This is a genomic window from Leifsonia sp. HAY1-4F (assembly GCF_056755275.1).
Map to the genome: position 1 here is coordinate 1 of NZ_JBNDHX010000052.1, position 26,045 is coordinate 26,045.

The window sequence follows — 26,045 nt, forward strand, 5'->3', positions numbered from 1 at the left end:
CCCCCCCCCCCCCCCCCCCCCCCCCCCCCCCCCCCCCCCCCCCCCCCCCCCCCTCCCAAAAAAAAACACCCCCCCCCAGATTAGCGAGTGTCTCGTGGGCTCGGAGATGTGTATAAGAGACAGGTCCCCACTCCCGCGGCGACGCCCGCCCCCACGAAATAAGCCAGCACGCAAGCCGAAGAGGCGCATCCCGCTATGACCAGACCACCGTTCGCACCCGTATCCGATGACGACATCGCCGTCGTGTCGCAGCAGCTCGGCCGCTCGGCGCGCAATGTCGTCGGCGTCGCCGCGCGCTGCGTCTGCGGCCGCCCGACCGTGGTGTCGACGGCGCCGCGGCTGGACGACGGGACGCCGTTCCCGACGTTCTACTACCTGACGCATCCGGCGGCGTCGGCGGCCATGTCCGCCCTCGAGGCCGACCAGGTCATGGCCGAGTACAACGAGCTCCTGGCCGGTGACGACGAGTTGAGCGCCCAGTACCGCACGGCTCACGAGCAGTACCTGGCCGACCGGGAGTCGATCGCCGTCGTGGACGAGATCGCCGGCATCTCGGCCGGTGGAATGCCGACCCGCGTGAAGTGCCTGCACGCCCTCGCCGCCCATGCGCTCGCCGCCGGACCCGGCGTCAACCCGATCGGCGACCTGGCCCTCGCCCGCGGCGGCTGGTCGCCGGCCGTCTGCGAGTGCCGCATCGACGTCGCAGGTTAGGAGCGCTCGGTGGGGGACCGGATGAACCGTTTTGCGACGGCAGCCGCCGTCGTGGCGGTGGCCCTCGCATCCACGCTTCTCCCCGCCACCGCCGCGCACGCCGACCAGGTGCGCGACCTCGAATACTGGCTGAACGACTACGGCTTCGCGCAGGCGTGGCACACGACCCGCGGCGCCGGCGTGAAGGTCGCCGTCATCGACACGGGCGTCGACGGCTCCGTTCCCGATCTCGCAGGCGCCGTGGTGGGCGGGACGGACGTCTCCGGCGTCGGCATCGCGACGGGCCAGAAACCTCTGGGGGACGCCGAGAGCGCGAACCATGGGACGTGGGTGGCCTCCCTCCTCGCGGGCCGTGGCACCGGACCGACCAGCGGCGTCATCGGAGCAGCGCCCGAGGCCGGCATCCTCACCGTTTCGGTCGCGCTGGGCAAGGCGATGGGACCGATCGACAGCGACGACCAGATCGCGCAGGCGATCCACTGGTCGGTCGACAACGGCGCGAGGGTGATCAACATGTCCCTCACGCGCAACACGCTCGACTGGCCGACCAGCTGGGATGAGGCGTTCCAGTACGCGTTCGCGCACGACGTGGTCATCGTGGCGGCCGCGGGCAACCGAGGGAGCGGCACCAACGAGGTCGGGGCGCCGGCCACGATTCCCGGCGTTCTCACCGTCGCCGGCGTGGACCGGGCCGGCAAGGCGAGCTTCGACGCCTCGGCCCAGGGCATCACCATCGGCGTCTCGGCGCCCAGCGAGCAGCTGGTCGGCGCGAATCCGGGTGGAGGCTACGTGCAGTGGGCAGGGACGAGCGGTGCCGCACCGCTCGTCTCTGGCGCCGTCGCGCTGGTCCGCGCCGCGCATCCCGAGCTCACGGCGGCGGATGTGATCGAGCGGATCATCCGCACCGCCCGGCCCGCGGGAGGGGCCGTCCCCAGCCCCATCTACGGCTACGGGCTTCTGGATGCGGCGGCCGCGGTGACCGCGAACGTGCCGCATGTCACCGCGAACCCGATGGGCGATCTCGGCGACTGGATCCGCATCCACCGCCGCGCGGAGTCGCTCGCCACGCCGGTCCCGTCGCCTGGAGGTGCGCAGGCCGCACCGGCGCCCGCGAAGCTGAGCCCCGAGCGCGCGCTACCATGGAACTGGTTCTTCTGGCCGCAATGGAGCGTCCTCACCACTTTCTGGCTGCCGTTCGGCCTGATCGCCGGCTTTCTCGCCCTCTCCGCCCTCGGCGGCGTCGGCGCGTGGCAGCATTTCAGGCGAACACGCAGCAAGGAGTAAAGTAGGCCCAAACTTTCGTGTTGAGGAGACGCATCACTGTGCCCAAAATCCTGATCGTCGGCGGTGGCTACGCCGGCTTCTACACCGCGTGGAAGCTCGAGAAGCAGCTCCGCCCGGGCGAGGCCGAGGTCACCATGGTCGACCCGCTGCCGTATATGACGTACCAGCCGTTCCTCCCAGAGGTCGCCTCGGGCTCGATCGAGCCGCGTCACGCGGTCGTCGCGCACCGTCGTCACCTCACGACGACGAACATCATCACGGCGAAGGTCACGTACGTCGACCACGCCCGCAAGGTGGCGACCATCCAGCCGCCGATCGGCGAGGCGTACGAGTTCGAGTACGACATCGTCGTGGTGACCGCGGGCGCTGTGTCCCGTACGTTCCCCATCCCGGGCGTCGCCGACCAGGCCGTCGGGCTGAAGAACATCGAGGAGGCCGTGTACATCCGCGACCAGCTCCTCACCAACTTCGACAAGGCCGCGGGGCTCCCGGCGGGCCCGGAGCGGGACCGGTTGCTCACCGTCGTCGTCGTCGGCGGAGGCTTCGCCGGCATCGAGATCTTCGCGGAGCTCCGCTCCTTCGCGAGCAGCCTGCTCAAGCGCTACCCGGAGCTGTCGTTCGAGGACACGCACTTCCACCTGATCGAGGCCATGGGCCGGATCATGCCCGAGGTGTCCCTGAAGACCAGCCACTGGGTGATCAAGAACCTCGCACAGCGTGGGGCCGAGATCCACCTCGAGACGCAGCTCACCAGCGCGGTCGACGGTGTCATCCAGCTCTCGACCGGTGAGAGCTTCGAGACGGACCTCATCGTCTGGACCGCCGGCGTCATGGCGAACCCGACGATCGTGCGCCACACCGACCTCCCCATCGAGGAGCGCGGCCGGCTGCGCGTGCGCGCCGACCTGCGCGTCGGAACCGACGACGAGATCATCGAGGATGCATGGGGCGCCGGCGACGTGTCGGCCGTCCCGGATCTCACCGGTGCCGGCGTCGGCGGCTACTGCGTGCCGAACGCGCAGCACGCCGTGCGTCAGGGCAAGCTTCTCGCGAAGAACCTCGTGGCATCGCTGCGCGGCGAGCTGCCGCGCCAGTACTACCACAAGAGCCTCGGCGCAGTCGCCGGCCTCGGCGTCGGCATCGGCGTGCTGCAGAGCGGCAAGATCGCGATCACGGGCGTCCTCGGCTGGCTCGCCCACCGCGGCTACCACGGCCTGGCGATGCCGTCGTGGGAGCGCAAGTGGCGCGTCCTGTGGGGCTGGTGGAACAACTTCTGGCTCAGCCGCGACATCGTGTCGCTGGAGGCCGTGCAGCACCCGCGCGCGAACTTCGAGGAGTTCGCCGCCCGCCCGAAGCCGGCCATCGAGGCCGCTCCGGAGGCACCGGCGAAGAAGGCTCCCGCTCGCACCAAGGCGGCCACTGCGGTGAAGCAGCCGGCGGAGGTCTCCGCGAAGTAGCGCACGGCGACGCAGTACGAAGGCCCGGTCCCTGAGGGACCGGGCCTTCGGCGTTCCCGTCGCGCCTCGGTTCCCGCGAGGTCTCCGTTCCTGCCGAGTGTCCGTTCTGGCCGAGCCTCCGTTCCGGCCGCGTCACCTTTGCCCGCCTCGCCTCCGTTGCGCGCCGAGCCACCTTTGCCGAGGTGCTCGTTGTTGCAGTCGCTTGCGGCGTGTCGTCTGCAACAACGAGCACTTCGCGGCGTGAGCTGGTGCCCACGTCGCAGGGTTGCCCGTCCCGCACGCGGCCATCGACGACGAGGCCGGCCTGGGTCCGGCCGTACGCCGATGTCGGCCTCGGCCGCTACGACGATCGGGATGCGGATCTCGCAGTGATGGTGCGCCTCGCTGGTCACGTCATCCTGAGCCGGAAAGGGAGGAGGTCGCGGGCGCATCGGGCCCGGTCGCCTCCCGAACCGGCCTTATCGAGGCGTGCGCATCGCGTCCTCCGTTTCCTCGCCTCCCCGGGTTCTGACCGGTCTGCAGGAAACGGAGGCGAGGATGCGGCGACACGCCGCCTGGCGCGAGCGAGGGAGGTGTCCACGGCCGTACTTGGCCGTGGGCACCTCCCTATTCGTCGTGCGTTACGTCGTCGATCGGATCCTGACGCGCCGCCCGCGCAGCCGGGATGGTCCCGGCGAGGAACGCGATCCCCAGACGAGGAGCGCGAAACAGCACATTCGTCACGAATCTCGGTACCCCCAGTGGGACTCGAACCCACACTCGGGCGAGTTTAAGTCGCCTGCCTCTACCGATTGGGCTATGGGGGCGAGGCGGCGAAGCTGAGGAGGCTGCGCCGGTGCTCTAGCGGTCGCGGTAGGGCGACTTGACCATCTGGATCACGGCCGCAGTGGCCAGCGAACCGCCGACGATGATGACGAGCCAGATGAATCCGATGAGCAGACCTTCCATGCAGGCAACGCTACACCGTCGGCATCGGGCGCCGCGTCTGCGAACACGCTCAGGTCATCCAAAGTCGTTCCTCAAACACGTTCGGCACACTGTCGGCAGACACCCTCTGGTGAGGTGTCCCCGATCCGGCCGGTGCCCGAGATCCCCCGACGCGGGTGCCGGCCGGCTCTTCCTGTTCGGGGCTGCCCGTCCGGCGACTGGGGCTCCGACGGATCGGGAGCCCGGTTAGGCTCGGACAGTGACCACGCGCTGCCCCTGCCTCAGCGGCGAGAGCTACGACGCCTGCTGCGGCCCGCTCCACCACGGCGAGCCTGCGCCCACCGCCGAGCGGCTGATGCGGTCCCGGTTCAGTGCCTTCGCCCTCGGGGATGCGGACTACCTCCTCCGCAGCTGGCACCCCTCCACCCGGCCCGTTGACGTGGAGCTCGACCCCGGTTTGCGCTGGTACCGGCTCGACATCGAACGGACCGAGCGCGGTGGCCCGTTCGACCGGGAGGGTGTGGTCGAGTTCGTAGCGCACTACCGGGGGGCCGAGCGGGGCAGCATCCACGAGGTCTCGCGATTCCAGCGGGAGGGCCGCGACTGGTTCTACGTGGACGCGCTGCCGCATCCCTAGCGGGATCGATGGGACGAGACACGCCGTCCCAGTGATGCGGAGACGACGTGTCGCGTCCCATCGATGCGCCGCTACGGGAGCGGGCGGTCGAGCGCCGGCGCGACGTACCGCCGCCACAGCCACACGACGAGGCTCGCCGCCGCGAATCCGGTGGCGACCCCCACGACGACGAGGATGCCGATCCCGTTCTCGACGAGGGAGGCGACCGGTAGCAGCAGCGCGAACAGGACCGTGTAGACGACCACGCTCAGACCGCCCCACAGCCATCGCGACCACTGGGCGATCGCCCGTCCGGGAAGCCCGCCGAGCGGAAGCAGCAGGATGGACGCCGAGCCGATCGCGACCATGGCCAGCGCGTTCGCCGTCTCCACCAGGAAGGCGGTGAGCGCTCCCGTCGGTGAGGGGAGCAGGCCGACCGTCAGCCAGGCGATCACGCCGAGCGCTGCGACGGCGGAGACCTGCACCGCGCCGATGCGCCCGCGGCGGACCCGTCCGGCGTGGGGTGCCAGCGCGAGCCCGAGGACGAGCGCGAAGAGCAACGCGGGGGAGAGGCCGAGCAGCCGCGAACCGAGGGCGGCGACCGCGACGATGGTGAGCATCCCCGGGCGCACGGTCACGCGCGGCACCGCAAGGCCGAGGTGCGGGGCGAGCCCCCGACCGGCGAGCACCCAGAGCGCGTTCACCGCGGCGACGGCGATCGTCACCGCGAGGAGCACACGGAGGTAGGCGGCCGGGTCGGACACCGGCGTGGACAGGGTCACCAGCACCGCAGCGCCCGCCATCACCGCGAGACCGAGCCAGAGCGGCCGTCGGTCGGCGGGATCCAGCGAGGCCGAGGTCCCCCCGATGGATGCGCTCCCCGCCGACTCCGCCGACCCCGCCGACCCAGCTGACTCCGCCGACCCCGCTGACACCGCCGACCGCGCCGACCCTCCGAACAGCGCCGACGCATCCGACACCTCCGATCGCGGCCGGTTGCGCCCGAACAGAGAAGCACGCCGATGACCGGAGCCGTCCGTCCGGCTCGAACGGCCCCGCGCGATCCCGGCGGTCAGCAGCCGGGCAGGCAGCACCAGGAGCAGGAGAGCCGCCACGGCGAGTCCGAGAGCGCGCATCCACCCGGGCAGTGCGGCCACCGAGACGACCGGGGCGGAGGCCGTCGTGAACGGCGTCTCGATCCATCCCTTCGTGCTGCGAGGCGGGTCCGCCGGCGGCACCGCACCGGGAGCCGCCGGGGTGGGCGTCGGCGGCACCGTCGCGGTGGGGCCGGGCGTGTGCGTCGGCGAGGGAGCCGAGGCGCCGGCGGCGGGCGAGACGCTGAACGCGATCACATTGCTGCCGGGGCTGACGTTGCCGGCCGCGTCCCGCTGCAGTGCCGACACCGTGTAGCGGCCCTCGGGCAGGGTGCCCGGACAGGTCCACGCGCCGGCCGCGACGTCGGCCGCGCAGACGACCACCGAACCCTGCGCGGACGTCGCGTACAGCGTCACGTGGTCGCCGGTCTCGCCGCCGCCGGAGAAGGCGACCGCTGTACCGACTCGGGCGGAGGTGCCGCCGGCGGGGCTGGTGATGGTGGGCGCGGCGGGTGAGGTGCGGTCCACGTCGATGACCGAGGGCGGGCTGCTGGCGGAGCGCTGCGACGAGAATCCGGCCAGCTGCGTCGCGGTGACCGTGTGCCGGCCGTCCGGCAGAGTGCCGCCGAGGACGCATCCCCAGTTGCCGGAGGAGTCCGCCGGGAAGGTGCACGAGGCGCCGGTGTCAGCCGTTACCGTCACCCGGGCGTTCGGGTACGCGGTGCCGCGGACACCGCCGCCACTCGCCGTCACGCCGTCGCCGGCGATGACCGGCGGGCCGAGCACATCCACTCGGCCGACGGCGGAGGTGCTCGTCGTCGAGGACTCGGCTCGGACCGGCACACCGGGCCCGTCCGGCAGGGCCTGCAGGTCGCAGCTCCAGCGGCGGTCGGACCCGACGGGAGCGCGGCAGCTCTCCGCGGCACCGGGCGATGAGCCGCCGGAGACGTCGATGACGTCGCCCGGCGTCCCCGTGCCCGAGACGACGAGCGGGAACGATGTCACCAGACGGCTCGGGAGCCGGTCGATCGTAGGCGGCACGGGAGTGGGAGTGGGCGTGGGTGTCGGTGAGCCGGAGGGGGTGGCCGTGCCGGCGGGAGCGCCGACCGAGGGTGCGTCGGTGGATGTTGCGGTGGATGCTGCGGTGGATGTCGCGGTGGATGCTGCGGTGGCCGCTGCGGTCGAGGTGAGACGGAAGGAGGTGGCTGAGGAAGGGTGCGGGGATGCGGAGGCCGGGACCGGGGATGCGATCAGTCCGGCGACGCCGAGCAGCACCGCGGCGAGGGCGGCGATGGATACGACGGAGACCAGTCCGCTCGACCCCCGTGGCCGGACTGGTGGTGACACATCGCTCGTAAATCCCCGCATTCCACCCCATTCCAGGGGGTAGCCGCTATCGCTGTCAAACGAATCGCCGGTATTTGCGGCATACTGTGATCTGGGTCAGGTGTCCCACTTTTCTCCCGCGCGACGGTGCGCGGCAGACCTCAGGAGTCCGGATGACGCGCATCCCGGTCGTAGACCGCCGTACCGCACTGGTGCAGGCCGCCCTGCGGGTCGTCGCGCGCGACGGGGTCGCCGCCGCCACCACGCGGCGCATCGTGGCCGAGGCCGGGATGCCGCTGGCGAGCTTCCACTATGTCTTCGCCTCGCGCGACGCGCTGATGGCGGAACTCATCGAGGCGGCCGTCGAGAGTGAGCAGCGCGACTTCGCGCCGGCCCTCGCGGGCGATGTGTCGGCCCTCGGGATGCGCGAGGCGATCCGCGCGGGGCTGCAGCACTACCTCGACGGCGTGCGCTCGGATCCCGACCGCGAGAAGGCGATGTTCGAGCTGACCCAGTGGGCCTTGCGCGAACCCGGCTTCGAGTCGCTGGCGCGTCGCCAGTACGCCCGCTACCACGAGGTCGCCGCGCTGGCCGCCGAGGAGGTCGCCCGGCTGACCGGAAGCGAGTGGAGGCGGCCCCTCGCCGAGGTCGCCCGCATCCTCGTCGCCTTCTCGGACGGCCTCACCATCGCCTGGCTGGTCACCCGCGACGACGCCGCGGCCGCCGCCACGATGGATGTCGCCGCCGACGCCCTCGCCGCACTCGCGACACCCACGGCCACTCCCACCTCCGCCCCCACCGCCACTCCCACCCCCACGAAGGCAGGTGCACGATGACGAACACCACGACGCCCCCGGTCTTCGCCGAGCCGATCCGCAAGGTCCCCGGCCGGTGGATCGCCGCGTTCGCCGTCGCCTGGCTGGGGGTGTGGATGGCGCAGCTCGCGCCCGTCCAGAAGCTCCTTCCCGACCAGGTGCAGGCGCAGCTGCACACGACCGCCTGGGTCGAGAACGTCCTGGCCTTCGGCGTGATCTCCGGGATCTCGGGAGTCTGCGCGATCATCGCCTACCCGCTGACCGGCGCGCTCTCGGACCGGACGACGAGCCGGTTCGGCCGGCGGCGACCGTGGATCGCGGCCGGCGCGCTCGTCTTCGCCGCCTCGCTCGTGCTGCTCGGCCTGCAGACCAGCCTGGTCGGGATCGGCGTCTTCTGGTGCCTCGCCCTGACCGGCTTCTGCATGCTGACGGCCGCCCTCACCGCGACGATCAGCGATCAAGTGCCGGTCGACCAGCGCGGGTACGTCAGCGGCTGGATCAGCGCCCCGCAGGCGATCGGCATCATCCTCGGTGTCGCGCTCGTCACCTACGTCGTCGCCGGAGCCCTCCTCGGCTACACCGCGATGGCGGTCGTGCTCCTGGTCTTCCTGCTGCCGTTCCTGTTCCTGCCCGACGCGGTGCTTCCCGCGGAGCTGCGCGACCGGATGTCGTTCCGCGGCGTGATCGAGGGCCTCTGGATCAGCCCGCGCGAGCATCCCGACTTCGGCTGGACGCTGCTCAGCCGGGTCCTGGTCAACTTCGGCAACGCCTTCGGCACCACCCTGCTGCTGTACTTCCTCGAGTTCGGCCTGCGCGACCCGAACGCGGACGACGACCTGCTCATCCTCATCCTCATCTACATGGTGTTCGTCATCATCGCGTCGCTGGTGCTCGGCCGGCTCTCCGACCGCCTCGGCCGGCGCAAGGCGTTCGTCTTCGCCTCCTCCGCCGTGCAGGGCGTCGCGGCGCTGCTGCTGGCGTTCGTGCCGCAACTGTCCGTGGCGATGGTCGCTGCCGCTCTGCTCGGGATCGGCTACGGCTGCTTCCTCTCCGTGGATCAGGCGCTCGCCACGCAGGTGCTCCCCGATCCGGAGAGCCGGGGGAAGGACCTCGGCATCATGAACATCGCGCTCGCCGTCCCGCAGGCCGTCGCGCCCCTGTTCGGCGCCCTGATCGTCGCGGCCCTGGGAGGCTTCGCCGGCCTGTTCGTCCTGTCCGCCGTGTTCGCGTTCGCCGGGGCGCTCGCGGTCGCCCGAGTGAAAGCGGTGCGCTAGTGACCGACCTCGACCTCTCGACGCCTCCCGCTGCCGCGGAGCGCACGTGGACCGCGCCGGACGTGTTCTGGCCGTCCCTCTCCGCGGCGACGGCCCGGCTCGACCCGCCGCTCGCCGTGCTGCACCTGCCGGCGTTGCGCCACAACGCGCACGACCTGCTGCGGCGCGCGGCGGGGACGAGCCGGACCGCCAAGCCCATCCGCGTCGCCTCCAAGTCGGTGCGGGTGCGGTCGGTGCTGGATGCCGTCCTCGCCCTGCCCGGATACGCCGGCGTGCTCGCGTACACCCTCCGCGAAGCGCTGTGGCTGGCGGAGGGCGACGCGGAGCATCCACCGATCGAGGATGTGGTGGTGGGCTACCCGACGACCGACCGTGCCGCCATCGCGCGCCTGGCCGCATCCCCTGAGCTCGCGTCCCGGGTGACGCTGATGGCCGACTCCCTCTCGCACCTGGACTTCATCGATGCGGTCGTGCCGCCGTCGCAGCGGGAGGCGATCCGTCTCTGCCTGGAGCTCGACTCGTCGTGGTTCGCGCCCGTCCTCGGGCACGTCGGCGTGTTCCGCTCGCCGGTGCACACCCCGGCCTCCGCCCGGGCGCTCGCCGTCGAGATCGTCGGGCGTCCCGGCTTCCGGCTGGTCGGGATGATGGGATACGAAGCGCAGATCGCGGGCCAGGGCGACAATCCGCGGGGCAATCCGGCCTGGCGGGCCACCCTGCGCTGGATGCAGCAGAACTCCCGCGACGAGTTGCTCGGCCGGCGGGGGGAGGCGGTCGCCGCGGTGCGCGGCGTGGCGGATCTCGAGTTCGTGAACGGCGGCGGCACCGGCTCCGTCGAGTTCACCGCCTCCGACGAGTCGGTGACCGAGATCGCCGCGGGCAGCGGACTCTTCGGCGGGCACCTGTTCGACACCTACCGCTCGTTCCATCCGGCTCCCGCCGCATCGTTCGCCCTCTCGGTGGTGCGCCGGCCCAACCCGGAGACGGCGACGCTGCTCGGTGGTGGCTGGATCGCCTCCGGACCGCCCGGACCCGACCGGATGCCGATGGTGGCGTGGCCGACCGGGCTCTCGATGGTGGCGCGCGAGATGGCGGGCGAGGTGCAGACACCGCTCACCGGAGCGACGGCGGGCGTTCTGCGGATCGGCGATCGCGTCTGGCTGCGGCACACCAAGTCCGGCGAGCTCAGCGAGCACGTCGACGGCTACCAGCTGGTCGACACCGTGGATGGGCGTGCGCGCGTCGCCGGCGTCACTCCGAGCTATCGCGGCGAGGGGAAGGTCTTCCTGTGACGGCGGCCGGGGGGCTGTGGCGCAACTGGAGCCGCACCGAGCGCGTGCGTCCCCAGCGCGTCGAGCGGCCGGCGACGGCGGAAGCCGTGCAGCGCGCGGTGCGAGCGGCCGCCTCCACCGGGATGCGCATCAAAGCGGTCGGAGCCGGCCACAGCTTCACGGGCATCGCGGTCGCTCCGGGCGTCCAGCTCGACCTCGACGACCTCACCGGGGTCGTGGCGGTCGACCCGGAACGGGACCGCGTCACGTTCGCCGCCGGGACCCGGCTGCACCAGCTGCCGCGACTGCTCCGTCAGCACGGCCTCGCGCTTGCCAACATGGGCGACATCGACAAGCAGTCGATCGCGGGCGCCACCTCGACCGGGACGCACGGCACCGGCGGCTCGTTCGGCGGACTCGCCACCCAGATCGTGGGGCTCACCCTCGTCACCGGCACTGGTGAGCTGCTGCGGATCGACGAGACGGAGAATGCGGAACTGCTCCCGGCCGCCCGTCTCGGGCTCGGCGCCCTCGGCGTCATCGTCGACCTGACCATCCAGTGCGTCCCGGCGTTCCTGCTCCACGCCGTCGAGCGTCCGGAGCCGCTGCAGGAGGCGCTCGAGAGCTATCGCGATCGGTCGGCGCGGGAGGACCACTTCGAGTTCTACTGGTTCCCGCACACGGAGACGGCGCTCACCAAGACGAACACGCGGCTGCCGCTGACGGCCGACCGCAAGCCGCTGTCGCGCACGGGACGCTGGGTGGACGACGAACTGCTCGCCAACGGCGTCTACCGCGGAGTCTGTGCGGCCGGCACGGTCGCGCCGGCGATCATCCCGCCGTTCAGCCGCCTCGCCCAGCGGCTCACCGGCAACCGCGAGTTCATCGACCACTCGCCGCGCGTCTACGTCAGCAACCGGACCGTGCGGTTCCGCGAGATGGAGTACGCGCTGCCGCGGGAGGCGGTACCGGAGGCGCTCGCCGAGGTGAAGGCGCTGATCGAGCGGCGTGGATGGCGCATCTCGTTCCCGATCGAGGTCCGCAGCGCGGCGGCCGACGACAACTGGCTGTCGACGGCGTACGGACGTGAGACCGGCTACGTGGCGGTGCACCGGTACTACCGGGAGGACCACCGCGAGTACTTCGGCGCGGTGGAGGAGATCATGGTCGCCCACGAGGGACGCCCGCACTGGGGCAAGCTGCACACCCGGGATGCGGACGCCCTTCGCGCGCTGTACCCGCGCTTCGACGACTTCCTCGCCGTGCGCGAGCGTCTCGACCCCGACCGCCGCTTCGAGAACGCCTACCTGCGCCGCGTCCTCGGCCCGTAGCCGGGCGTCGCCCTCGCGCCTCTCGGGGCGTCGTCGAGTCGATCCATGGGACGCAACACGCCGTCCGATCCACGAACGGGCGGCGCGTTGCGTCCCATCGATGGGATGCGTCGGCTCAGCTCCAGAAGGTGGTGAGGTGCGGCGCGAGGGCCTGGCCCTGGTCGTAGCCGGCCCGGGCGGCGGCAGGTCGCAGCGACAGATTCATCGCGTTGGTGCCGAACAGGTGCTCCGCGTCCGGGCCGGGGATCACGATTTCGACACGGCTTCCGTGGGCGCGCAGCTCCTCCACCTGGGTGGAGGGATGGGTCCCCCAATCCTCGGGAGTGAGGGAGCGGGCGCCGAGCGGCGACAGCACCAGCACCCGCTCGTAGCCGGCGGCGAGATCTGCGTTCTCGGCGTTCGACCGGTAGCCGCCGTCGAGGTACAGACGTTCGCCCATGCGGTAGGCGACGCTGCCCGCGCAGCTCGCGGCCACCGCATCCACCAGGTCGACTCCGCTGTCCCGGTCGAAGACGACCGGATCACCGGTGGTCGCATCGATCGCCGTGATGAGTATCCGGCGCTCCGGCCAGTCGGGGCGAGGAAGCCGGGCCGCTACCGCCGAGCGCCAGCTGTCCCGGACGGAAGCGCCTGACGCCTCCTCCCGTTCCCGTCCCACCGCGCCGATCCGGCGGCGGTAGTCGGCCGCGTCGGCGGAGGCGGCGATTGTGGCCAGCATCCGCTCGAAGTGCTCGGCCGTCGGTCGCAGCGGCGCCGGTCGGGAGTCGGATGCGGGCGATGCCGATCCGGGCTCAGTTGCGCCGGGCGGTGCCGTCCGGGGCGGGGGAGCCACCGAGGTGGCGGCGAACAGGTCGGCCGTGCTTGCGCCCGCGAGCTGGGCCGCGGCGGTGGAACCGGCCGAGGTACCGATGGTCAGGTCGGCCTGTGTCACATCCAGTCCAGCGTCGAAGAGGCCCGCGACGATGCCGATCAGCCAGGCGTTGCCTGTCGATCCGCCGCCGCCGAGCACCAGTGCGCGTTCGTGCGCATGCGTGAGTGAAGAAGGTGTTGTGTTCATGGGAGTCGCCTTTCGCGATTGCGTGGAGGGCGCTCCCGGTGGCGACTACCTCAGTCGCGGATCGTGGACTGCGAGGGAGCGCCCACTGTGGATACTGCGTACATGGGTCTCACCTCCTGTCGATGGAACACGATCGCCGAAACGCTAGCACATCCCGGCGCCGGGCGCTGCCGGAGCCGTCTCGCGGTGTCTGCTGCGGTTTGTAACGTATGCGGCTGCTCGCGCGCACGCATACGTTCCGAACCGCCGCAGACGCTGACGCCCGCACAGCTGCAGGCGGCGGCTAGAAGCTGCTGCCCATCTCCTGAAGGCGCTCGACCCGCTGCGGGATGGGCGGGTGCGTCGAGAACAGTCGCGCCATGAGGCCCGGTTTGAGCGGGTCGTTGATCCACAGGTGCGCCATGGACGAGTTCTGCTTCTGCATCGGGCGGCCGTAGGCCTCGAGCTTGAGCAGGGCGCTCGCGAGCGCGTCCGGTTGACGGGTCGTCATGGCGCCGGTCGCGTCGGCGAGGTACTCCCGCTGCCGCGAGACGGCGAGCTGCACGAGCGTCGCGACCAGCGGGGCGACGATGGCCGCAATCAGACCGAAGACCAGCACCACCGGGTTGCCGCCGCTGTTGTTGTTCCGGTTGCCGCCGAAGAACGCCATGCGCAGGAAGATGTCCGCGATGAACCCGATCGCCACCGTGAGGCCGAACACGATCATCCCGAGCCGGATGTCGTAGTTGCGGACGTGGCCGAGCTCGTGCGCCATGACTCCCTCGAGCTCCGCGTCCGTCATGAGGTCGAGCAGGCCGGTCGTCGCGGCCACCGAGGCGTGCTCGGGGTCACGGCCGGTCGCGAACGCGTTGGGAGCCGGGTCGTTGACGATGTAGACGGCGGGCATCGGCGTGCCGGTCGTGATCGACAGGTTCTCGACGACGTTCCAGAGCCGTGGATTGTCGGCTTTCGTGATCGGGATCGCTCCCGACATGCTCAGCGCCTGACTGCTCGCCAGGTAGTACTGGAACAGCGCGTAGAGGATGGCGCCCACCAGCACGACGACGAGGATCGTGTAGCTGTGGTAGATGAGCGACGCGAGCCACCCGAGCGCACCGATGAGGATCAGGAACAGCAGGATGATGAAGACGGTGTTGCGCTTGTTCCTGGCGATAGCCCTGTACATCGACGCCCTAGAACTGAACGCGCGGAGGCTCGGCGATCGCGGCGAGGTTGTCGACCTCGAAGAACTCGCGCTCGGTGAAGCCCAGGCGACGGGCGAACAGGTTGTTGGGGAACACCTTGATCTTGGTGTTGAACTCCCGCACACCGCCGTTGTAGAAGCGGCGCGACGCCTGGATCTTGTCCTCGGTGTCGACCAGGTCGGCCTGGAGCCGGAGGAAGTTCTGGCTCGCCTGCAGCTGCGGGTACGCCTCGGCGACGGCGAAGATGCTCTTCAGAGCCGTCTGCATGTGGTTCTCGGCGACGGACGCCTCACCCGGCGTCTGCGCGGAGAGCGTCTCGGCGCGCGCCTGCGTGACGGACTCGAACACGCCGCGCTCGTGCGCTGCGTATCCCTTCACCGTCTCGATGAGGTTCGGGATGAGGTCGGCACGCCGTTTCAGCTGCACCGTGATGTCGCTCCACGCCTCGTCGACGCGGACCTTCAGCGTCACGAGGGAGTTGTAGGTGGCCCACAGATAGATCCCGATGATCGCCACGATCACAACGACGATGATGACCGGAATGAGCCATTCCATGTTCGCAGAACTCCTTGTATGCAGGCGCAGGGATGGTGCAAGTGCGCAGGTCACATCCTAACTTCGGGGCAGGGTGCTCCCACCTCGTTCCCATCACACTCGAAGCAACCGCCTCGCTGGTGGACAGCCGAGCGCCATCCGCGGGACGGGTGGACAATGTCCTCGTGAGTGAGGTCGACGAACGTCGCCGCCCGGGCCGCCCGCGCAAGGATCGCGGGACCGCCTCGGCGCGTGCCGCCATCCTGCGGGCAGCCGCCGACGAGTTCGCCGAGCGCGGGTACGAGGCGGCCTCGCTGCGGGCCGTCGCGCGCCGCGCGGGGGTCGACTCGGCGCTCGTCCACCACTACTTCGACGGCAAGGCCGACCTGTTCGCGGCCACGATGGAGGCGCCGCTGCGTCCCGACCGCGTGCTCGAGGTCGTGCTCGCCGGTCCACGTGAGGCGGTGGGGGAGTCGCTGGTGCGCTACCTGCTGGAGCGTCTCGACGACGACAAGGCTGCTCGGCGGATGGTCGTCATCCTGCGGACGGTTCTCGGCAGCGGACCGGGCACGCGGATGGTGCGCGAGTTCCTGACGAGAGAGGTGCTGTCCAAGCTCGCTGCGCTGTCCGACGGGCCGGACGCGCGCCTGCGGGCAGAGCTCGCTGCCTCGCAGCTGGTCGGCATGATGATGACCCGCTACGCGCTGCAGGTCGAGCCGATCGCCAGCGCGCCGGCGGACGAGCTCGCCCGGCGCGTCGGGCCGGTCCTGCAGTGGCATCTGTTCGGGGATCCCGGCTCGCCTGTCGCTTGACGTGCGCCTCTCACGGGCGAATAATTCAGCACATGATGAATTCGCCGGAGGACACCCGGTCGCCCGCGATCGCGATCGAAGGGTTGCGCGTGCGCCGGGGCCGCGTCGACGTCCTGCACGGGCTCGACCTGCACGTCCCGCGCGGTCAGGTGGTCGGTCTGCTGGGGCCGAGTGGATGCGGCAAGACGACGCTCATGCGCGCCATCGTCGGCGTGCAGAAGGTGAAGGGCGGGTCGGTGTCCGTCCTCGGGCAGCCGGCCGGTTCGGCGGCTCTCCGGCACCGCGTGGGCTATGTCACGCAGGCGGCCAGCGTGTACGACGACCTCACCATCCGGCAGAACCTCGACTACTTCCGCCGGGTGCTCGGCGCCGCGCGCGCGGACGTCGACAGCGCGATCGCCGCCACGGATCTCCAGGAGCACGCCGGACGGCTGGTCTCGTCGCTCTCGGGCGGCGAGCGCAGCCGGGTCTCGCTCGCCGCCGCGCTGCTCGGCTCGCCCGACCTCCTCGTGCTCGACGAGCCGACGGTCGGGCTCGACCCGCTCCTCCGAGTCGAGCTGTGGGCCCTGTTCCACCGCCTCGCGGAGGCGGGCACCAGCCTCCTGGTCTCCAGCCATGTGATGGACGAGGCCAGCCGCTGCGACCGCCTCATCCTGATGCGGGAGGGCGCGGTGCTGGCGGACGCCACGCCTGAGGAGCTGCTCGCCGAGACCGGAGCGGCGGATGCGGAGGGTGCCTTCCTCGCCCTCCTGCGGCGCCGCCACGCACGCCACGCGTTGCCGGAGGCGGAGGATGCGGCGACCGAGGAGGCCGGGGACGCGGAGGCGACGGAGCCCGCGAACGGGAGCGACCACGACCACCAGCACGAACACCGTGCCGCACACGAGGAGGAGGCGCGATGAACCCGACGCGCGTGTTCGCGACCGCCGGCCGCGTCCTCAACCAGATCCGCCACGACCCGCGCACGATCGGGCTGCTGCTCGTGGTTCCGGCCCTGCTGATCGGCCTCGTGGCCTGGATCTTCACCGACACCCCGGTGTTCGCGACGATCGGTCCGGCCATCCTCGCCCTGTTCCCGTTCATCGTGATGTTCCTCGTGACCTCGATCACGACGCTGCGGGAGCGGCGCACCGGGACACTGGAACGGCTCCTGTCGATGCCGCTCGGACGCGGCGACTTCATCCTGGGCTACACCATCGCCTTCGGACTGATCGCTGTGGTCCAGGCGCTGATCGCGTCGGCCTACGCCCTGTGGGTCTGCGGTCTCGACGTCAAAGGCGACCCGTGGCTGCTCGTCGCGGTCGCCGTGACGGATGCCGTGCTCGGCAGCACCCTCGGCCTGTTCGCCAGCGCGTTCGCGCGAACCGAGTTCCAGGTGGTGCAGTTCATGCCGCTGCTCGTCTTCCCGCAGATCCTGCTCGGCGGGATCTTCTTCCCGCGCGACCAGCTGCCCTCCGGCCTCAAGGAGATCAGCGACTGGCTGCCGCTGTCGCACGCGGTGGATGCGCTGAACGCGGTGGCGACGAACACTCACGACGCGGCCTACATCGGCGGCCAGTTGCTCATCATCGGCGCCTTCGCGCTCGGCGCCGTGGTCCTCGGCGCGCTCACGCTCCAGCGGCGGACCGCCTGACCCGCGTCGCGGTCAGGCGGACGCCTCCGCGCCGTCGGGCACCTGCAGCTCGGCGGTGCCGGTGTAGCGGTAGCGGACGCGACTTCCGACGCGGGGCTCGTCGATCGGCCGCCATTCGGTGCCGACGTTGTCCTCTCCGACGAGCGAGACGTCGCGGATGACGTCCTTCGGCTGGCCATCGACATACGACTGCACCACCTCGGCGTACACCTCCGAGTCGGGGTTGAGGAGCACGGCGATGTAATGGTCCGACGGCCGCACCTCGCGGACCGGCACCCAGAGCCGTCCGTCGAACTGGACGAGCGTCCCGCCGTCCCCGGCGCTGTGCGGTCTCACCCCGGTCACGATGCCGTCGAACCAGGTGTCGCCGTCGCGGTACGCGTACAGCTCCCGCATCGGTGTCTCGTAATCGGCCTCGTCGGCCCCGGCCTCGTCCAAGTAGTCCAGCGGTGACGTCATGCCCCGCACCCTACCCCCGGCTGCAGGCCGTCCGCGAGGCGCGGCGCGAGGTCGCCCCGGGCGCCCTCCGCCACCTCCACCCGTTCCAGGCCCTGCCAGGCCGCCGTCTCGGCCAGCAGCGGGAGGAGGCGGTCGATCGTCGCGGGCGGCGCGCCCGGCTCGGTCCACGCGGACTGCACCCGCAGCACGCCGGCCTGCCGGTCGCTCTTGAGGTCGATCCGGCCGACCAGCGCGTCGTCCAGCAGGATCGGGAGGGAGTAGTACCCGTACACGCGCTTGGGCGCCGGCGTGTAGATCTCGATCCGGTAGTGGAAGCCGAACATCCGCAGCGCCCGGTCGCGGTACCAGACGACCGGATCGAAGGGCGACAGCAGCGCGGCCGCCTCGAGAAGACGCGGCTTGCGGGCGTCGCGATGCATCCACGCGCGAAGCGGCCGGCCGGCGCTCTCCCAGCCGGGCACGCGGACCGGGACGAGCTCGCCGGCATCCTCGAGCTCCTGCAGCGCGACCGCGACGCGCGGACCCTTGATGCGGTAGTAGTCGGCGAAGTCGCGAGCCGTGCCGATGCCGTGCGCGACCGCCGCCCGCCGCAGCAGCTCGCGGACGGCGTCCTCCTCCGGCACGGTCCGTTCGAGGACGCTCCCGGGCAGGACGTCGGCTGCCAGACCGTAGCGCCGCTGGAACCGGGTCCGGCCGGCGATCGCCACCTCGCCGCACACGAACATCCGCTCCAGCGCGCGCTTCACGTCGGACCATCCCCACCACGGCCCGGTCCGGTGGTTGGCGTCGTGCTCGATCTCGCCGGCGACGAGCGGTCCCTTCTCGGCGAGCTCCCCGCGCAGCCATTCCACGGTGCTCTGGTTCACCTCGAACCAGCCCGCCGGGCCGTTCAGCCGTTCCCGGAACTCCCGCATCCGCCAGGCGAACAGCGGCCAGTCCTCTTTGCGCACGAAGGCGGCCTCGTGCGCCCAGTACTCCGTGTGCGGACCGCGGGCGTCGAACGTCAGCCGGTCGAGCAGCGCCCGGTCGTAGCCGCCGAGGCGTGCGAAGGCTGGCAGGTAGTGACTGCGCTCGAACACGTTGACCGAGTCGATCTGCAGGAGCCCGAGCCGATCGACCAGTGCATTGAGCTGCCGGGTGCCGACCACGGCCGGCCGTGGCCTCCCGAAGCCTTGTGCGGCGAGCGCGATCCGCCGGGCGAGAGCGGGGGAGACCTGTTCGACCACGGACCGACACTATCGACAACCCCCGACATCCGACGTTCACCGGCCCGTTACCGGCCCGCGGCCGGCCGGACGCATCGGCTTTCTAGCGTGACGACGTCCGGGCGATCCGCCCGGACGACACCGTGCACTGGAGGAAAACCCGTGACCACTAAGCGCGCACGAGTCGCCGGCTTCGCCGCCGCGGCCGCCGTCGTCGCACTCTCGCTCTCCGCCTGCTCCGGCGGGGCGAGTGCCAGCACCGCCGACAACGCCTCGATCGCCACCGCCACCGACGCAGCGTCGGCGGGAGGGATGGATGCGCTCATCGCCGCAGCGAAGAAGGAGGGCAGCCTCAACATCATCGCGACGCCGGGCGACTGGGCAAACTACCAGGAGATCTTCGACGGCTTCACCAAGAAGTACGGGATCACCATCAACCCGAGCCAGGACAGCGCCTCCAGCCAGGAGGAGATCGACGCCGCCAAGAAGCTGAAGGGCCAGGACACCGCTCCGGACACCTTCGACATCGGCTCGTCGGTCGCCCTCGCGAACACTCAGTACTTCGCCGCCTACAAGCCGGCCGGCTGGAACGACATCCCGGACGCCCAGAAGGAGAAGACCGGCCTCTGGAAGGTCGGCTACTACGGGGTCATGGCCGTCGGCTACGACGCGAACAAGATCAAGACCGCGCCGAAGTCCTTCGGCGACCTGCTGAAGCCGGAGTTCAGGGGAGCCGTCGCGCTCAACGGCAACCCGACGCAGGCGGCTGCCGCGGCCGGGGCCGTCGCCTACGCGACCCTGCAGAACGGAGGGACGCTCGACGACCTCACCGCGGGCGTCGACTGGTTCTCGAAGCTGAAGAAGGCCGGCAACTGGAACGCCGCGGACGGCAAGCCGAACACCATCGCCTCGGGGGAGACGCCGGTGCTGCTCGACTGGTCGTTCAACCAGAAGGGCTACGCCACTTCGGCCACCATCACGTCCGGCGGCGTGGACTGGAAGTACGTCGTCCTTCCCGGCACGGCCTACGTCGGCTACTACAACCAGGCGATCAGCAAGGATGCGCCGCACCCGGCCGCCGCTCGCCTGTGGGAGGAGTACCTCTACAGCGACGCCGCCCAGAACGCCTGGCTGAAGGGCGGCGCATACCCGGTGCGCGTCCACGCGATGCAGAAGGCAGGGACGCTGGACACCGCCGACTTCCCGGGCATGCTCGACAAGGTGGCCGTCATGAGCGACAAGCAGGCGACGGACGCCGGCACGCTCCTGAACTCCACATGGGCCAACGCGGTCGGCTGATGACCGAGACCATCACGGGCGCCCCGGCGCCTGCGGTCGGGGCTGCCGCCGGACTCTCCGACACGGAGACCCGGCGGCAGCCGTCGTCGTCCCGTCCCGCAGGCGCGCGTCCGCGCACACGCCGCAGGACCGGCGCCGCGGCGATCCTCGGGCTGACCCCGTTCGCCTTCTACGTCGTGGTGTTCCTGGCCGCCCCGACGGTCGTCGCCGTCGCCAGTGGCTTCGTGGATGGACAGGGCCGGTTCACGCTGTCCAACCTCACCGGCCTCGCGGAGCCCGCCATCGCCGGCTCGTTCTTCGGCGCGTTCTGGCTGTCGGCGGTAACCGCGGGCGCCGGCGCGATCGCCGGCGCCGCGCTCTGCTTCGCGATGCTCGGCGCCCGGCAGGGCGGCGTCACCCGCTCGCTGGTGGACTCGGCGAGCAGCGTCCTGGCTCAGTTCGGCGGCGTCATGCTCGCGTTCGCCTTCATCGCGACCATTGGCGCGCAGGGTCTGGTCACCGTCCTGCTCCGCACGGTCGCGCACGTGAACATCTACGAGAACGGCGTCTGGCTCTACACGGTGCCGGGCCTCATCCTGCCGTACCTCTACTTCCAGATCCCGCTCATGGTGATCACGTTCATGCCGGCGCTCGAGGGCCTGCGACCGCAGTGGCTGGAAGCGACGGCGACCCTCGGAGGCAGCCGCTGGACCTATTGGAGGCGCGTGGGCGGGCCCATCCTGCTCCCGTCGTTCCTCGGCAGTCTGCTGCTCCTGTTCGCGAACGCGTTCTCCTCCTATGCGACGGCCGCCGCTCTCGTCGGCCAGGCCAACAACATCGTGTCGTTGCAGATCCGGCAGGCGCTCATCAGCGAGACGGTTCTCGGCCGGGCGAACCTCGCCGGGGCGATGGCTCTCGGGATGCTCCTGGTCATGGTCGTCGTGATGCTGGCCTACTCGGCGCTCGTGCGCCGGACCGCCCGGTGGCAGCGATGACCCCGGCGGTGGAGGAGCGTCCGCGCCGGCAGCGCCGGGCACCGCAGTTGCGCCTCGGCCCCGGCCCGGCGGTGCGCGCCGTCATCTGGTCGGTGCTCGGCCTGTTCTTCCTCATCCCGCTCTTCTCGATGGTGGAGTTCACCCTCCGCAGCGCGAAGCCCGGCGTCTACAGCCTCGACCGCTGGGTCGCACTGTTCTCCGGTGAGACCACCCGCTACGACCGCGTCTATCAGGGACTCGGCAACTCGCTGGTGCTGGCCGTGGTCACGGTCGTGATCGTGCTCCTGGTGCTGCTGCCGACCATCGTGCTGGTCGAGCTGCGGTTCCCGAAGCTCCGGCGGCTGCTGGAGGCGGTGTGCCTGCTGCCGATCATGATCCCCGCGATCGTCATGGTGGTGGGGCTCGCGCCGACGTACGCGGTCGTGACCCAGCTCTTCGGGTCCGGATCCTGGACGCTCGCCTTCGCCTACGGCATCACCGTGCTGCCGTATGCCTTCCGCGCCATCCAGAGCAATGTGGGCGCGGTGGACCTGGTCACTCTCAGCGAGGCCGCCCGCTCGCTGGGGGCGGGTGTCGGGACCGTGTTCCTCCGGGTGCTCGTGCCTAACCTGCGCCGCGGCATCCTCGCCGCCTCCGCCCTCTCCGTCGCCGTCGTGCTGGGCGAGTTCACGATCGCCTCGCTGCTCTCCCGCGTCAACCTGCAGACCTCCCTGCTGCTGGTGTCGCAGTCCGACCCCTTCGTCGCGGTCATCTTCGCGCTTCTCGCGCTGGTGTTCGCGTTCGTCCTCCTCGTCGTCGTCGACCGCCTCGTGAGCGTGCGACGCCGGCGCACCGCGAAAGGCTGACATGACCGCCGTCGAGACCACCGCCCATCACATCCATCCTTCTGGGAGCCCGTCGGGCGGCGAGCCGCGCACCGAATCGGCGCGCAGCGGTTCGCGCCGCCCCGGTTCGACCGTCGAGCTGCACGACCTCGTGCGCGACTTCGGCGGCGGGGCCGGGCTGTCCGGCCTCGACCTGGCCGCCGCCCCCGGGGAGTTCATCGCGCTCCTCGGCCCGAGCGGATGCGGCAAGACCACCGCCCTCCGCGCCCTGGCGGGCCTGGAGCGGGTGGACAGCGGCAGCATCCTGATCGACCACCGGGAGGTGACCGATGAGCCGACCAGCCGGCGCGACCTCGGGATGGTGTTCCAGTCGTACTCGCTGTTCCCTCACCTGACCTCCGGGCAGAACGTGGAGTTCGGCCTGCGGATGCGGAAGGTCGCGGCTGCGGATCGGCGCCGCCGTGCCGCCGAGGCGCTGGAGCTGGTCGGCCTCGACCGCCACGCCGGTCGTTACGCGCACCAGCTCTCCGGCGGTCAGCAGCAGCGCGTGGCGCTCGCCCGCGCGCTCGTCACGGAGCCGCGCGTCCTCCTGCTCGACGAGCCGCTGTCGGCCCTCGACGCCCAGGTGCGGGTGCAGCTGCGGGAGGAGATCCGCCGCATCCAGACCGAGCTCGGCATCACGACCTTCTTCGTCACCCACGACCAGGAGGAGGCGCTGGCCGTCGCCGACCGCGTCGCGGTGATGCGGGCCGGCCGGATCGAGCAGATCGGCACGCCGGAGGAGCTCTACCACCGGCCGGCGACCGCATTCGTAGCCGAGTTCGTCGGCCTGACGAACCGCGTCGACGGCACCGTCGAAGGCGGTCGGCTGCGCGTGCTCGGCCAGGACGTCCCGCTGGCCTCGCCGACCGCCGATGGGCCGGTCACCGCGTACGTGCGGCCCGAGGACGTCCTGCTCGCGGCGGACGGCATCCCGGCGGTCGTGCTCACCACGAGCTTCCTCGGTGCGCTGCGTCGCACCCGCGTGCGGCTCGAGGACGGCACCGAGCTGTCCGTGCAGCACGGCGCGCGGCAGCGTCCCGAGCCGGGCGAGCGGGTCGCCGTCGGCCTGGCCGGCTCTCCGGCGACGGCCGCAGCTCGTGCCGCCGGCTGAGGGAAGCGCTGCTCGTCCGGCCTCGAGCCGACGGCCGCTGTGAAGGCGCCGAGGGCGGTGTCCGGAATGCCGTCCCTCCTGGACGCCGCCCTACACTGGCGGCATGCCTGACACCGAGCGTCCCCTCCCGCCGCCCGAGTCCGCTCCCGGCTACGGCCCGGCCGTCGATCCGCAGTCGAACCAGGCGCCGGCCCGGTCCTGGTTCCAGCGCCGACGGCGCGACCCGGGCGAGCCGATGGGGCCGACCGGGCCGGTGGACGAGTCGCTGCCGCGCGGTGTCCGCTTGGCCGGGGCCTGGTCCTGGCGACTGCTTCTGATCGGCGCTGTCGTCGCTGTGCTGATCTTCCTCATCGTGCAGCTGCGTCTCATCGTCATCCCCGTGCTGATCGCCGTGCTGCTCTCGGCGCTGCTCGTCCCGTTCAAGGACTCCCTCGTCCGGCACCGCTGGCCGAAATGGCTTGCCATCGTGACGGTGCTCCTCACGCTCATCGTCGTCGTCACCGGGCTGTTCTATCTGGCGATCTGGCAGGTCACCCGCGAGAGCCACGACCTCCAGCAGCAGTCGGTGGATGCGTTCAGCGGGTTCCGCAGCTGGCTCACCACCGGACCGCTCGGTCTCTCCGAGGACCAGATCAACAATGCGTTCGCGTCGGCCTGGTCGTCGCTCCAGTCGGACAGCCAGGTGCTCGTCTCCGGAGCGCTCTCCGTCGGGTCGACGCTCGGCCACGTCCTCACCGGCTTCCTGCTGACCTTGTTCAGCACCCTGTTCATCCTGATCGACGGCCGCGGGATCTGGAACTGGATCGTCCGGGTCTTCCCGCGCAACGCCCGCGCGGCGGTGGATGGCGCGGGCCGCGCCGGATGGGTGACCCTGCGCAACTTCGTGAAGGTGCAGATCCTGGTCGCCTCCATCGACGCGCTCGGGATCGGGCTGGGAGCGTTCATCCTCGGGCTGCCGCTGGTGCTTCCGATCGCCGTGCTGGTGTTCCTCGGATCGTTCATCCCCGTCGTCGGCGCGGTGCTCACCGGAGCGATCGCCGTGTTCGTCGCGCTGGTGTTCAAGGGCTGGGTGTTCGCGCTCATCATGGTCGGCGTGGTCCTCCTCGTGCAGCAGATCGAGGGACACGTGCTGCAGCCGCTCATCATGGGGACGGCGGTCAAGGTGCATCCACTCGCCGTCGTGCTCGCGGTCGCCGCAGGATCGCTGCTCGCCGGCATCCCGGGCGCGCTCTTCGCCGTCCCGTTCGTCGCCGTGCTCAACGTGATGGTGCACTACGTCTCGGGCGGCGCATGGCGTGGCAGGCCGCCGGGGGAGTGGTCGGCGCCTCCCGCCGCCATCTGGCAGACGGTTCCCCGGCGGGTGCGGCGGGCCGCGGCGAGGAACCGTGACGCGGGAGCTGACAGCGCTGCGCAGTGAGAGGTGAGCGGTGAAGAGGCGCGCGCTGAACTCCATGCGGTGCACAGAATACGAGCGCCGGTAGGCTGTTCCCGTGGCAACCGTGACCCCCGACACGCGTACTCCGTTCGCAGGCCCGAGCCTCGACGAGTTCGAGGCCGCGCGTGCCGTCGTCGCCGATGTGGCGCAGCCGACGCCGATGGAGAGCTCGCGGTATCTCAGTGACCTCCTGGGCGCTCCGGTCCTGCTGAAGTGCGAGAACCTCCAGCGCACCGGCTCCTACAAGATCCGCGGCGCCTACAACCGGATGTCGAAGCTCAGCGCCGAGGAGCGCGCCAGGGGAGTCGTCGCCGCCTCCGCCGGGAACCACGCGCAGGGCGTGGCGTTCGCGGCTCGCGAGCTGGGCATCCACGCGACGATCTTCATGCCCGTCGGGGTCGCCATCCCGAAGTTCCAGGCGACGCGCGCCTATGGAGCGGATGTGGTGCTCAGCGGCAGCATCGTCGACGAGACCCTGCGTGCGGCCGCGGACTTCGCCGCCGAGACCGGAGCGGTGCTCATCCCGCCGTTCGATCATCCCGATGTGGTGGCCGGGCAGGGAACGCTAGGGCTCGAGATCCTCGACGCCGTCCCGGATGTCGCGACCGTGCTCGTCCCGATCGGCGGCGGCGGACTCATCTCCGGCGTCGCGAGCGCGATGAAGCAGCGCGCCGCAGTGGATGGGCGGACCGTCCGGATCATCGGCGTGCAGGCGGCCAACGCCGCCGCGTATCCGCCGTCGCTCGCGGCGGGGAAGCCGACCGACATCGCCCTGGTAGGGACCATCGCCGACGGCATCGCCGTGAGCCGGCCGGGCGCACTGAACTTCGAGATCGTCCGGGATGCGGTGGACCAGGTGGTCACCGTGTCGGAGGACGACATCGCGCGGGCCATGGTGCTGCTGCTCGAACGCGCGAAGCTCGTGGTGGAGCCTGCGGGCGCGGCGGGCGTCGCGGCCATCCTCGCCGGTCTCGTGCCGGCCGACGGGACGACCGTCGCCATCCTCTCCGGGGGGAACATCGACCCGCTCCTGATGCAGCGCGTCATCAGCCAGGGACTCGCAGCCTCCGACCGGTACCTCAAGCTCACGATCATGCTGCCCGACCGTCCCGGCCAGCTCGCCCGCATCGCGGAGATCCTCGCGGGCGTCAACGCGAACGTCGTCGAGGTGCTGCACACCCGGCACGGACGCGGGATGCAGCTCAGCCAGGTCGAGCTCGACGTCAGCGTGGAGACCCGCGGCACCGAGCACCGCGGCCACGTCATCGACGCGCTACGGGCCGCGGGCTACGACCCCGTCGTCGAAGAAGAGTCCTGACGCCCCTCACCCCCCAACCTGTCTCTTATACACATCTGACGCTGCCGACGACGGA

At 71.0% G+C, this 26,045-nt stretch carries 23 protein-coding genes and 1 tRNA gene; 17 read left to right on the forward strand and 7 right to left on the reverse strand.

Translation table 11 applies throughout. The annotated features are described in order from the left end of the window. Positions 1-195: 195 nt before the first annotated feature. The 3 genes from ACPYOG_RS11210 to ACPYOG_RS11220 are packed head-to-tail and all read left to right on the forward strand — an operon-like array spanning position 196 to position 3,452. Complete coding sequence (locus ACPYOG_RS11210; RefSeq protein ID WP_481294309.1) at positions 196-711, forward strand: DUF501 domain-containing protein; 516 nt, start codon at positions 196-198, stop codon at positions 709-711. A 21-nt stretch (positions 712-732) separates the two neighbouring features. After that, positions 733-1,995, forward strand: coding sequence for a S8 family serine peptidase (locus ACPYOG_RS11215; RefSeq protein WP_481294329.1), 1,263 nt, complete (start codon positions 733-735; stop codon positions 1,993-1,995). Positions 1,996-2,033: 38 nt separating this feature from the next. Next, a complete protein-coding gene (locus ACPYOG_RS11220) occupies positions 2,034-3,452 on the forward strand; it encodes an NAD(P)/FAD-dependent oxidoreductase (RefSeq protein WP_481294310.1) in 1,419 nt (472 codons plus the stop codon). A gap of 732 nt (positions 3,453-4,184) precedes the next feature. Here ACPYOG_RS11220 and ACPYOG_RS11225 read toward each other — a convergent pair. Beyond that, positions 4,185-4,258, reverse strand: a tRNA-Leu gene (locus ACPYOG_RS11225). Between the two features lie 380 nt (positions 4,259-4,638). On the opposite strand from ACPYOG_RS11225, the gene ACPYOG_RS11230 reads away from it, so the two are divergent. Then, the gene (locus ACPYOG_RS11230; RefSeq protein ID WP_481294311.1) at positions 4,639-5,016 is read left to right on the forward strand and encodes a YchJ family protein; all 378 of its coding nucleotides are present in this window, start codon (positions 4,639-4,641) and stop codon (positions 5,014-5,016) included. Positions 5,017-5,087: 71 nt separating this feature from the next. On the opposite strand, the gene ACPYOG_RS11235 is transcribed toward ACPYOG_RS11230, so the two are convergent. Beyond that, complete coding sequence (locus ACPYOG_RS11235) at positions 5,088-7,436, reverse strand: Ig-like domain-containing protein (RefSeq protein WP_481294312.1); 2,349 nt, start codon at positions 7,434-7,436, stop codon at positions 5,088-5,090. A gap of 152 nt (positions 7,437-7,588) precedes the next feature. Here ACPYOG_RS11235 and ACPYOG_RS11240 point away from each other — a divergent pair, with 152 nt between their 5' ends. From ACPYOG_RS11240 to ACPYOG_RS11255, 4 genes are read left to right on the forward strand one after another with little or no spacing between them, the layout of a single operon-like run. Further along, a complete protein-coding gene (locus ACPYOG_RS11240) occupies positions 7,589-8,251 on the forward strand; it encodes a TetR/AcrR family transcriptional regulator (RefSeq protein ID WP_481294313.1) in 663 nt (220 codons plus the stop codon). Then, complete coding sequence (locus ACPYOG_RS11245; RefSeq protein ID WP_481294314.1) at positions 8,248-9,504, forward strand: MFS transporter; 1,257 nt, start codon at positions 8,248-8,250, stop codon at positions 9,502-9,504. Before ACPYOG_RS11240 ends, ACPYOG_RS11245 begins: the two co-directional genes overlap by 4 nt. After that, positions 9,504-10,793, forward strand: a complete 1,290-nt coding sequence (locus ACPYOG_RS11250; protein ID WP_481294315.1) for a type III PLP-dependent enzyme domain-containing protein — start codon at positions 9,504-9,506, stop codon at positions 10,791-10,793. Before ACPYOG_RS11245 ends, ACPYOG_RS11250 begins: the two co-directional genes overlap by 1 nt. Beyond that, a complete protein-coding gene (locus ACPYOG_RS11255; RefSeq protein WP_481294316.1) occupies positions 10,790-12,103 on the forward strand; it encodes a D-arabinono-1,4-lactone oxidase in 1,314 nt (437 codons plus the stop codon). The genes ACPYOG_RS11250 and ACPYOG_RS11255 overlap by 4 nt, the downstream gene beginning before the upstream one ends. A 115-nt stretch (positions 12,104-12,218) precedes the next feature. Here ACPYOG_RS11255 and ACPYOG_RS11260 read toward each other — a convergent pair whose 3' ends face one another. From ACPYOG_RS11260 to ACPYOG_RS11270, 3 genes are all read right to left on the reverse strand, one after another. Further along, positions 12,219-13,160 (reverse strand): patatin-like phospholipase family protein, encoded by a 942-nt coding sequence (locus ACPYOG_RS11260; protein WP_481294317.1) that lies wholly within the window; start codon positions 13,158-13,160, stop codon positions 12,219-12,221. A gap of 283 nt (positions 13,161-13,443) precedes the next feature. Then, the gene (locus tag ACPYOG_RS11265) at positions 13,444-14,325 is read right to left on the reverse strand and encodes a M48 family metallopeptidase (protein WP_481294318.1); all 882 of its coding nucleotides are present in this window, start codon (positions 14,323-14,325) and stop codon (positions 13,444-13,446) included. A 7-nt stretch (positions 14,326-14,332) separates the two neighbouring features. After that, positions 14,333-14,899: a LemA family protein gene (locus ACPYOG_RS11270; RefSeq protein WP_018191575.1), complete on the reverse strand. Its 567-nt coding sequence runs from the start codon at positions 14,897-14,899 to the stop codon at positions 14,333-14,335. Positions 14,900-15,063: 164 nt separating this feature from the next. On the opposite strand from ACPYOG_RS11270, the gene ACPYOG_RS11275 reads away from it, so the two are divergent. The 3 genes from ACPYOG_RS11275 to ACPYOG_RS11285 are packed head-to-tail and all read left to right on the forward strand — an operon-like array spanning position 15,064 to position 17,323. After that, on the forward strand, positions 15,064-15,690 hold the full coding sequence (locus ACPYOG_RS11275; RefSeq protein ID WP_481294319.1) for a TetR/AcrR family transcriptional regulator: 627 nt from the start codon (positions 15,064-15,066) through the stop codon (positions 15,688-15,690). A gap of 35 nt (positions 15,691-15,725) precedes the next feature. Then, positions 15,726-16,592 (forward strand): ABC transporter ATP-binding protein, encoded by an 867-nt coding sequence (locus tag ACPYOG_RS11280; protein ID WP_481294330.1) that lies wholly within the window; start codon positions 15,726-15,728, stop codon positions 16,590-16,592. Next, the gene (locus ACPYOG_RS11285) at positions 16,589-17,323 is read left to right on the forward strand and encodes an ABC transporter permease (RefSeq protein WP_481294320.1); all 735 of its coding nucleotides are present in this window, start codon (positions 16,589-16,591) and stop codon (positions 17,321-17,323) included. Before ACPYOG_RS11280 ends, ACPYOG_RS11285 begins: the two co-directional genes overlap by 4 nt. A 12-nt stretch (positions 17,324-17,335) precedes the next feature. Here ACPYOG_RS11285 and ACPYOG_RS11290 read toward each other — a convergent pair whose 3' ends face one another. Together ACPYOG_RS11290 and ACPYOG_RS11295 are read right to left on the reverse strand one after the other, a co-directional pair. Continuing rightward, positions 17,336-17,782 (reverse strand): hypothetical protein, encoded by a 447-nt coding sequence (locus tag ACPYOG_RS11290; RefSeq protein ID WP_481294321.1) that lies wholly within the window; start codon positions 17,780-17,782, stop codon positions 17,336-17,338. After that, positions 17,779-19,008: a winged helix-turn-helix domain-containing protein gene (locus ACPYOG_RS11295; protein ID WP_481294322.1), complete on the reverse strand. Its 1,230-nt coding sequence runs from the start codon at positions 19,006-19,008 to the stop codon at positions 17,779-17,781. Before ACPYOG_RS11295 ends, ACPYOG_RS11290 begins: the two co-directional genes overlap by 4 nt. A gap of 141 nt (positions 19,009-19,149) precedes the next feature. Between ACPYOG_RS11295 and ACPYOG_RS11300 the strand changes: the two genes are divergently transcribed. The 6 genes from ACPYOG_RS11300 (at position 19,150) to ilvA (ending at position 25,990) form a co-directional block, all read left to right on the forward strand. Continuing rightward, positions 19,150-20,286 (forward strand): ABC transporter substrate-binding protein, encoded by a 1,137-nt coding sequence (locus ACPYOG_RS11300; RefSeq protein WP_481294323.1) that lies wholly within the window; start codon positions 19,150-19,152, stop codon positions 20,284-20,286. Continuing rightward, the gene (locus ACPYOG_RS11305) at positions 20,265-21,260 is read left to right on the forward strand and encodes an ABC transporter permease (RefSeq protein WP_481294324.1); all 996 of its coding nucleotides are present in this window, start codon (positions 20,265-20,267) and stop codon (positions 21,258-21,260) included. The genes ACPYOG_RS11300 and ACPYOG_RS11305 overlap by 22 nt, the downstream gene beginning before the upstream one ends. Next, on the forward strand, positions 21,248-22,105 hold the full coding sequence (locus tag ACPYOG_RS11310; RefSeq protein ID WP_481294325.1) for an ABC transporter permease: 858 nt from the start codon (positions 21,248-21,250) through the stop codon (positions 22,103-22,105). Before ACPYOG_RS11305 ends, ACPYOG_RS11310 begins: the two co-directional genes overlap by 13 nt. 1 nt (position 22,106) lies before the next feature. Continuing rightward, positions 22,107-23,237, forward strand: a complete 1,131-nt coding sequence (locus ACPYOG_RS11315) for an ABC transporter ATP-binding protein (RefSeq protein WP_481294326.1) — start codon at positions 22,107-22,109, stop codon at positions 23,235-23,237. Between the two features lie 103 nt (positions 23,238-23,340). Next, entirely contained in the window at positions 23,341-24,654 is a 1,314-nt protein-coding gene (locus tag ACPYOG_RS11320; RefSeq protein WP_481294327.1) for an AI-2E family transporter, read from the forward strand. 73 nt (positions 24,655-24,727) lie between these two features. After that, positions 24,728-25,990: a threonine ammonia-lyase gene (gene ilvA, locus ACPYOG_RS11325; RefSeq protein ID WP_481294328.1), complete on the forward strand. Its 1,263-nt coding sequence runs from the start codon at positions 24,728-24,730 to the stop codon at positions 25,988-25,990. Positions 25,991-26,045: the final 55 nt, after the last annotated feature.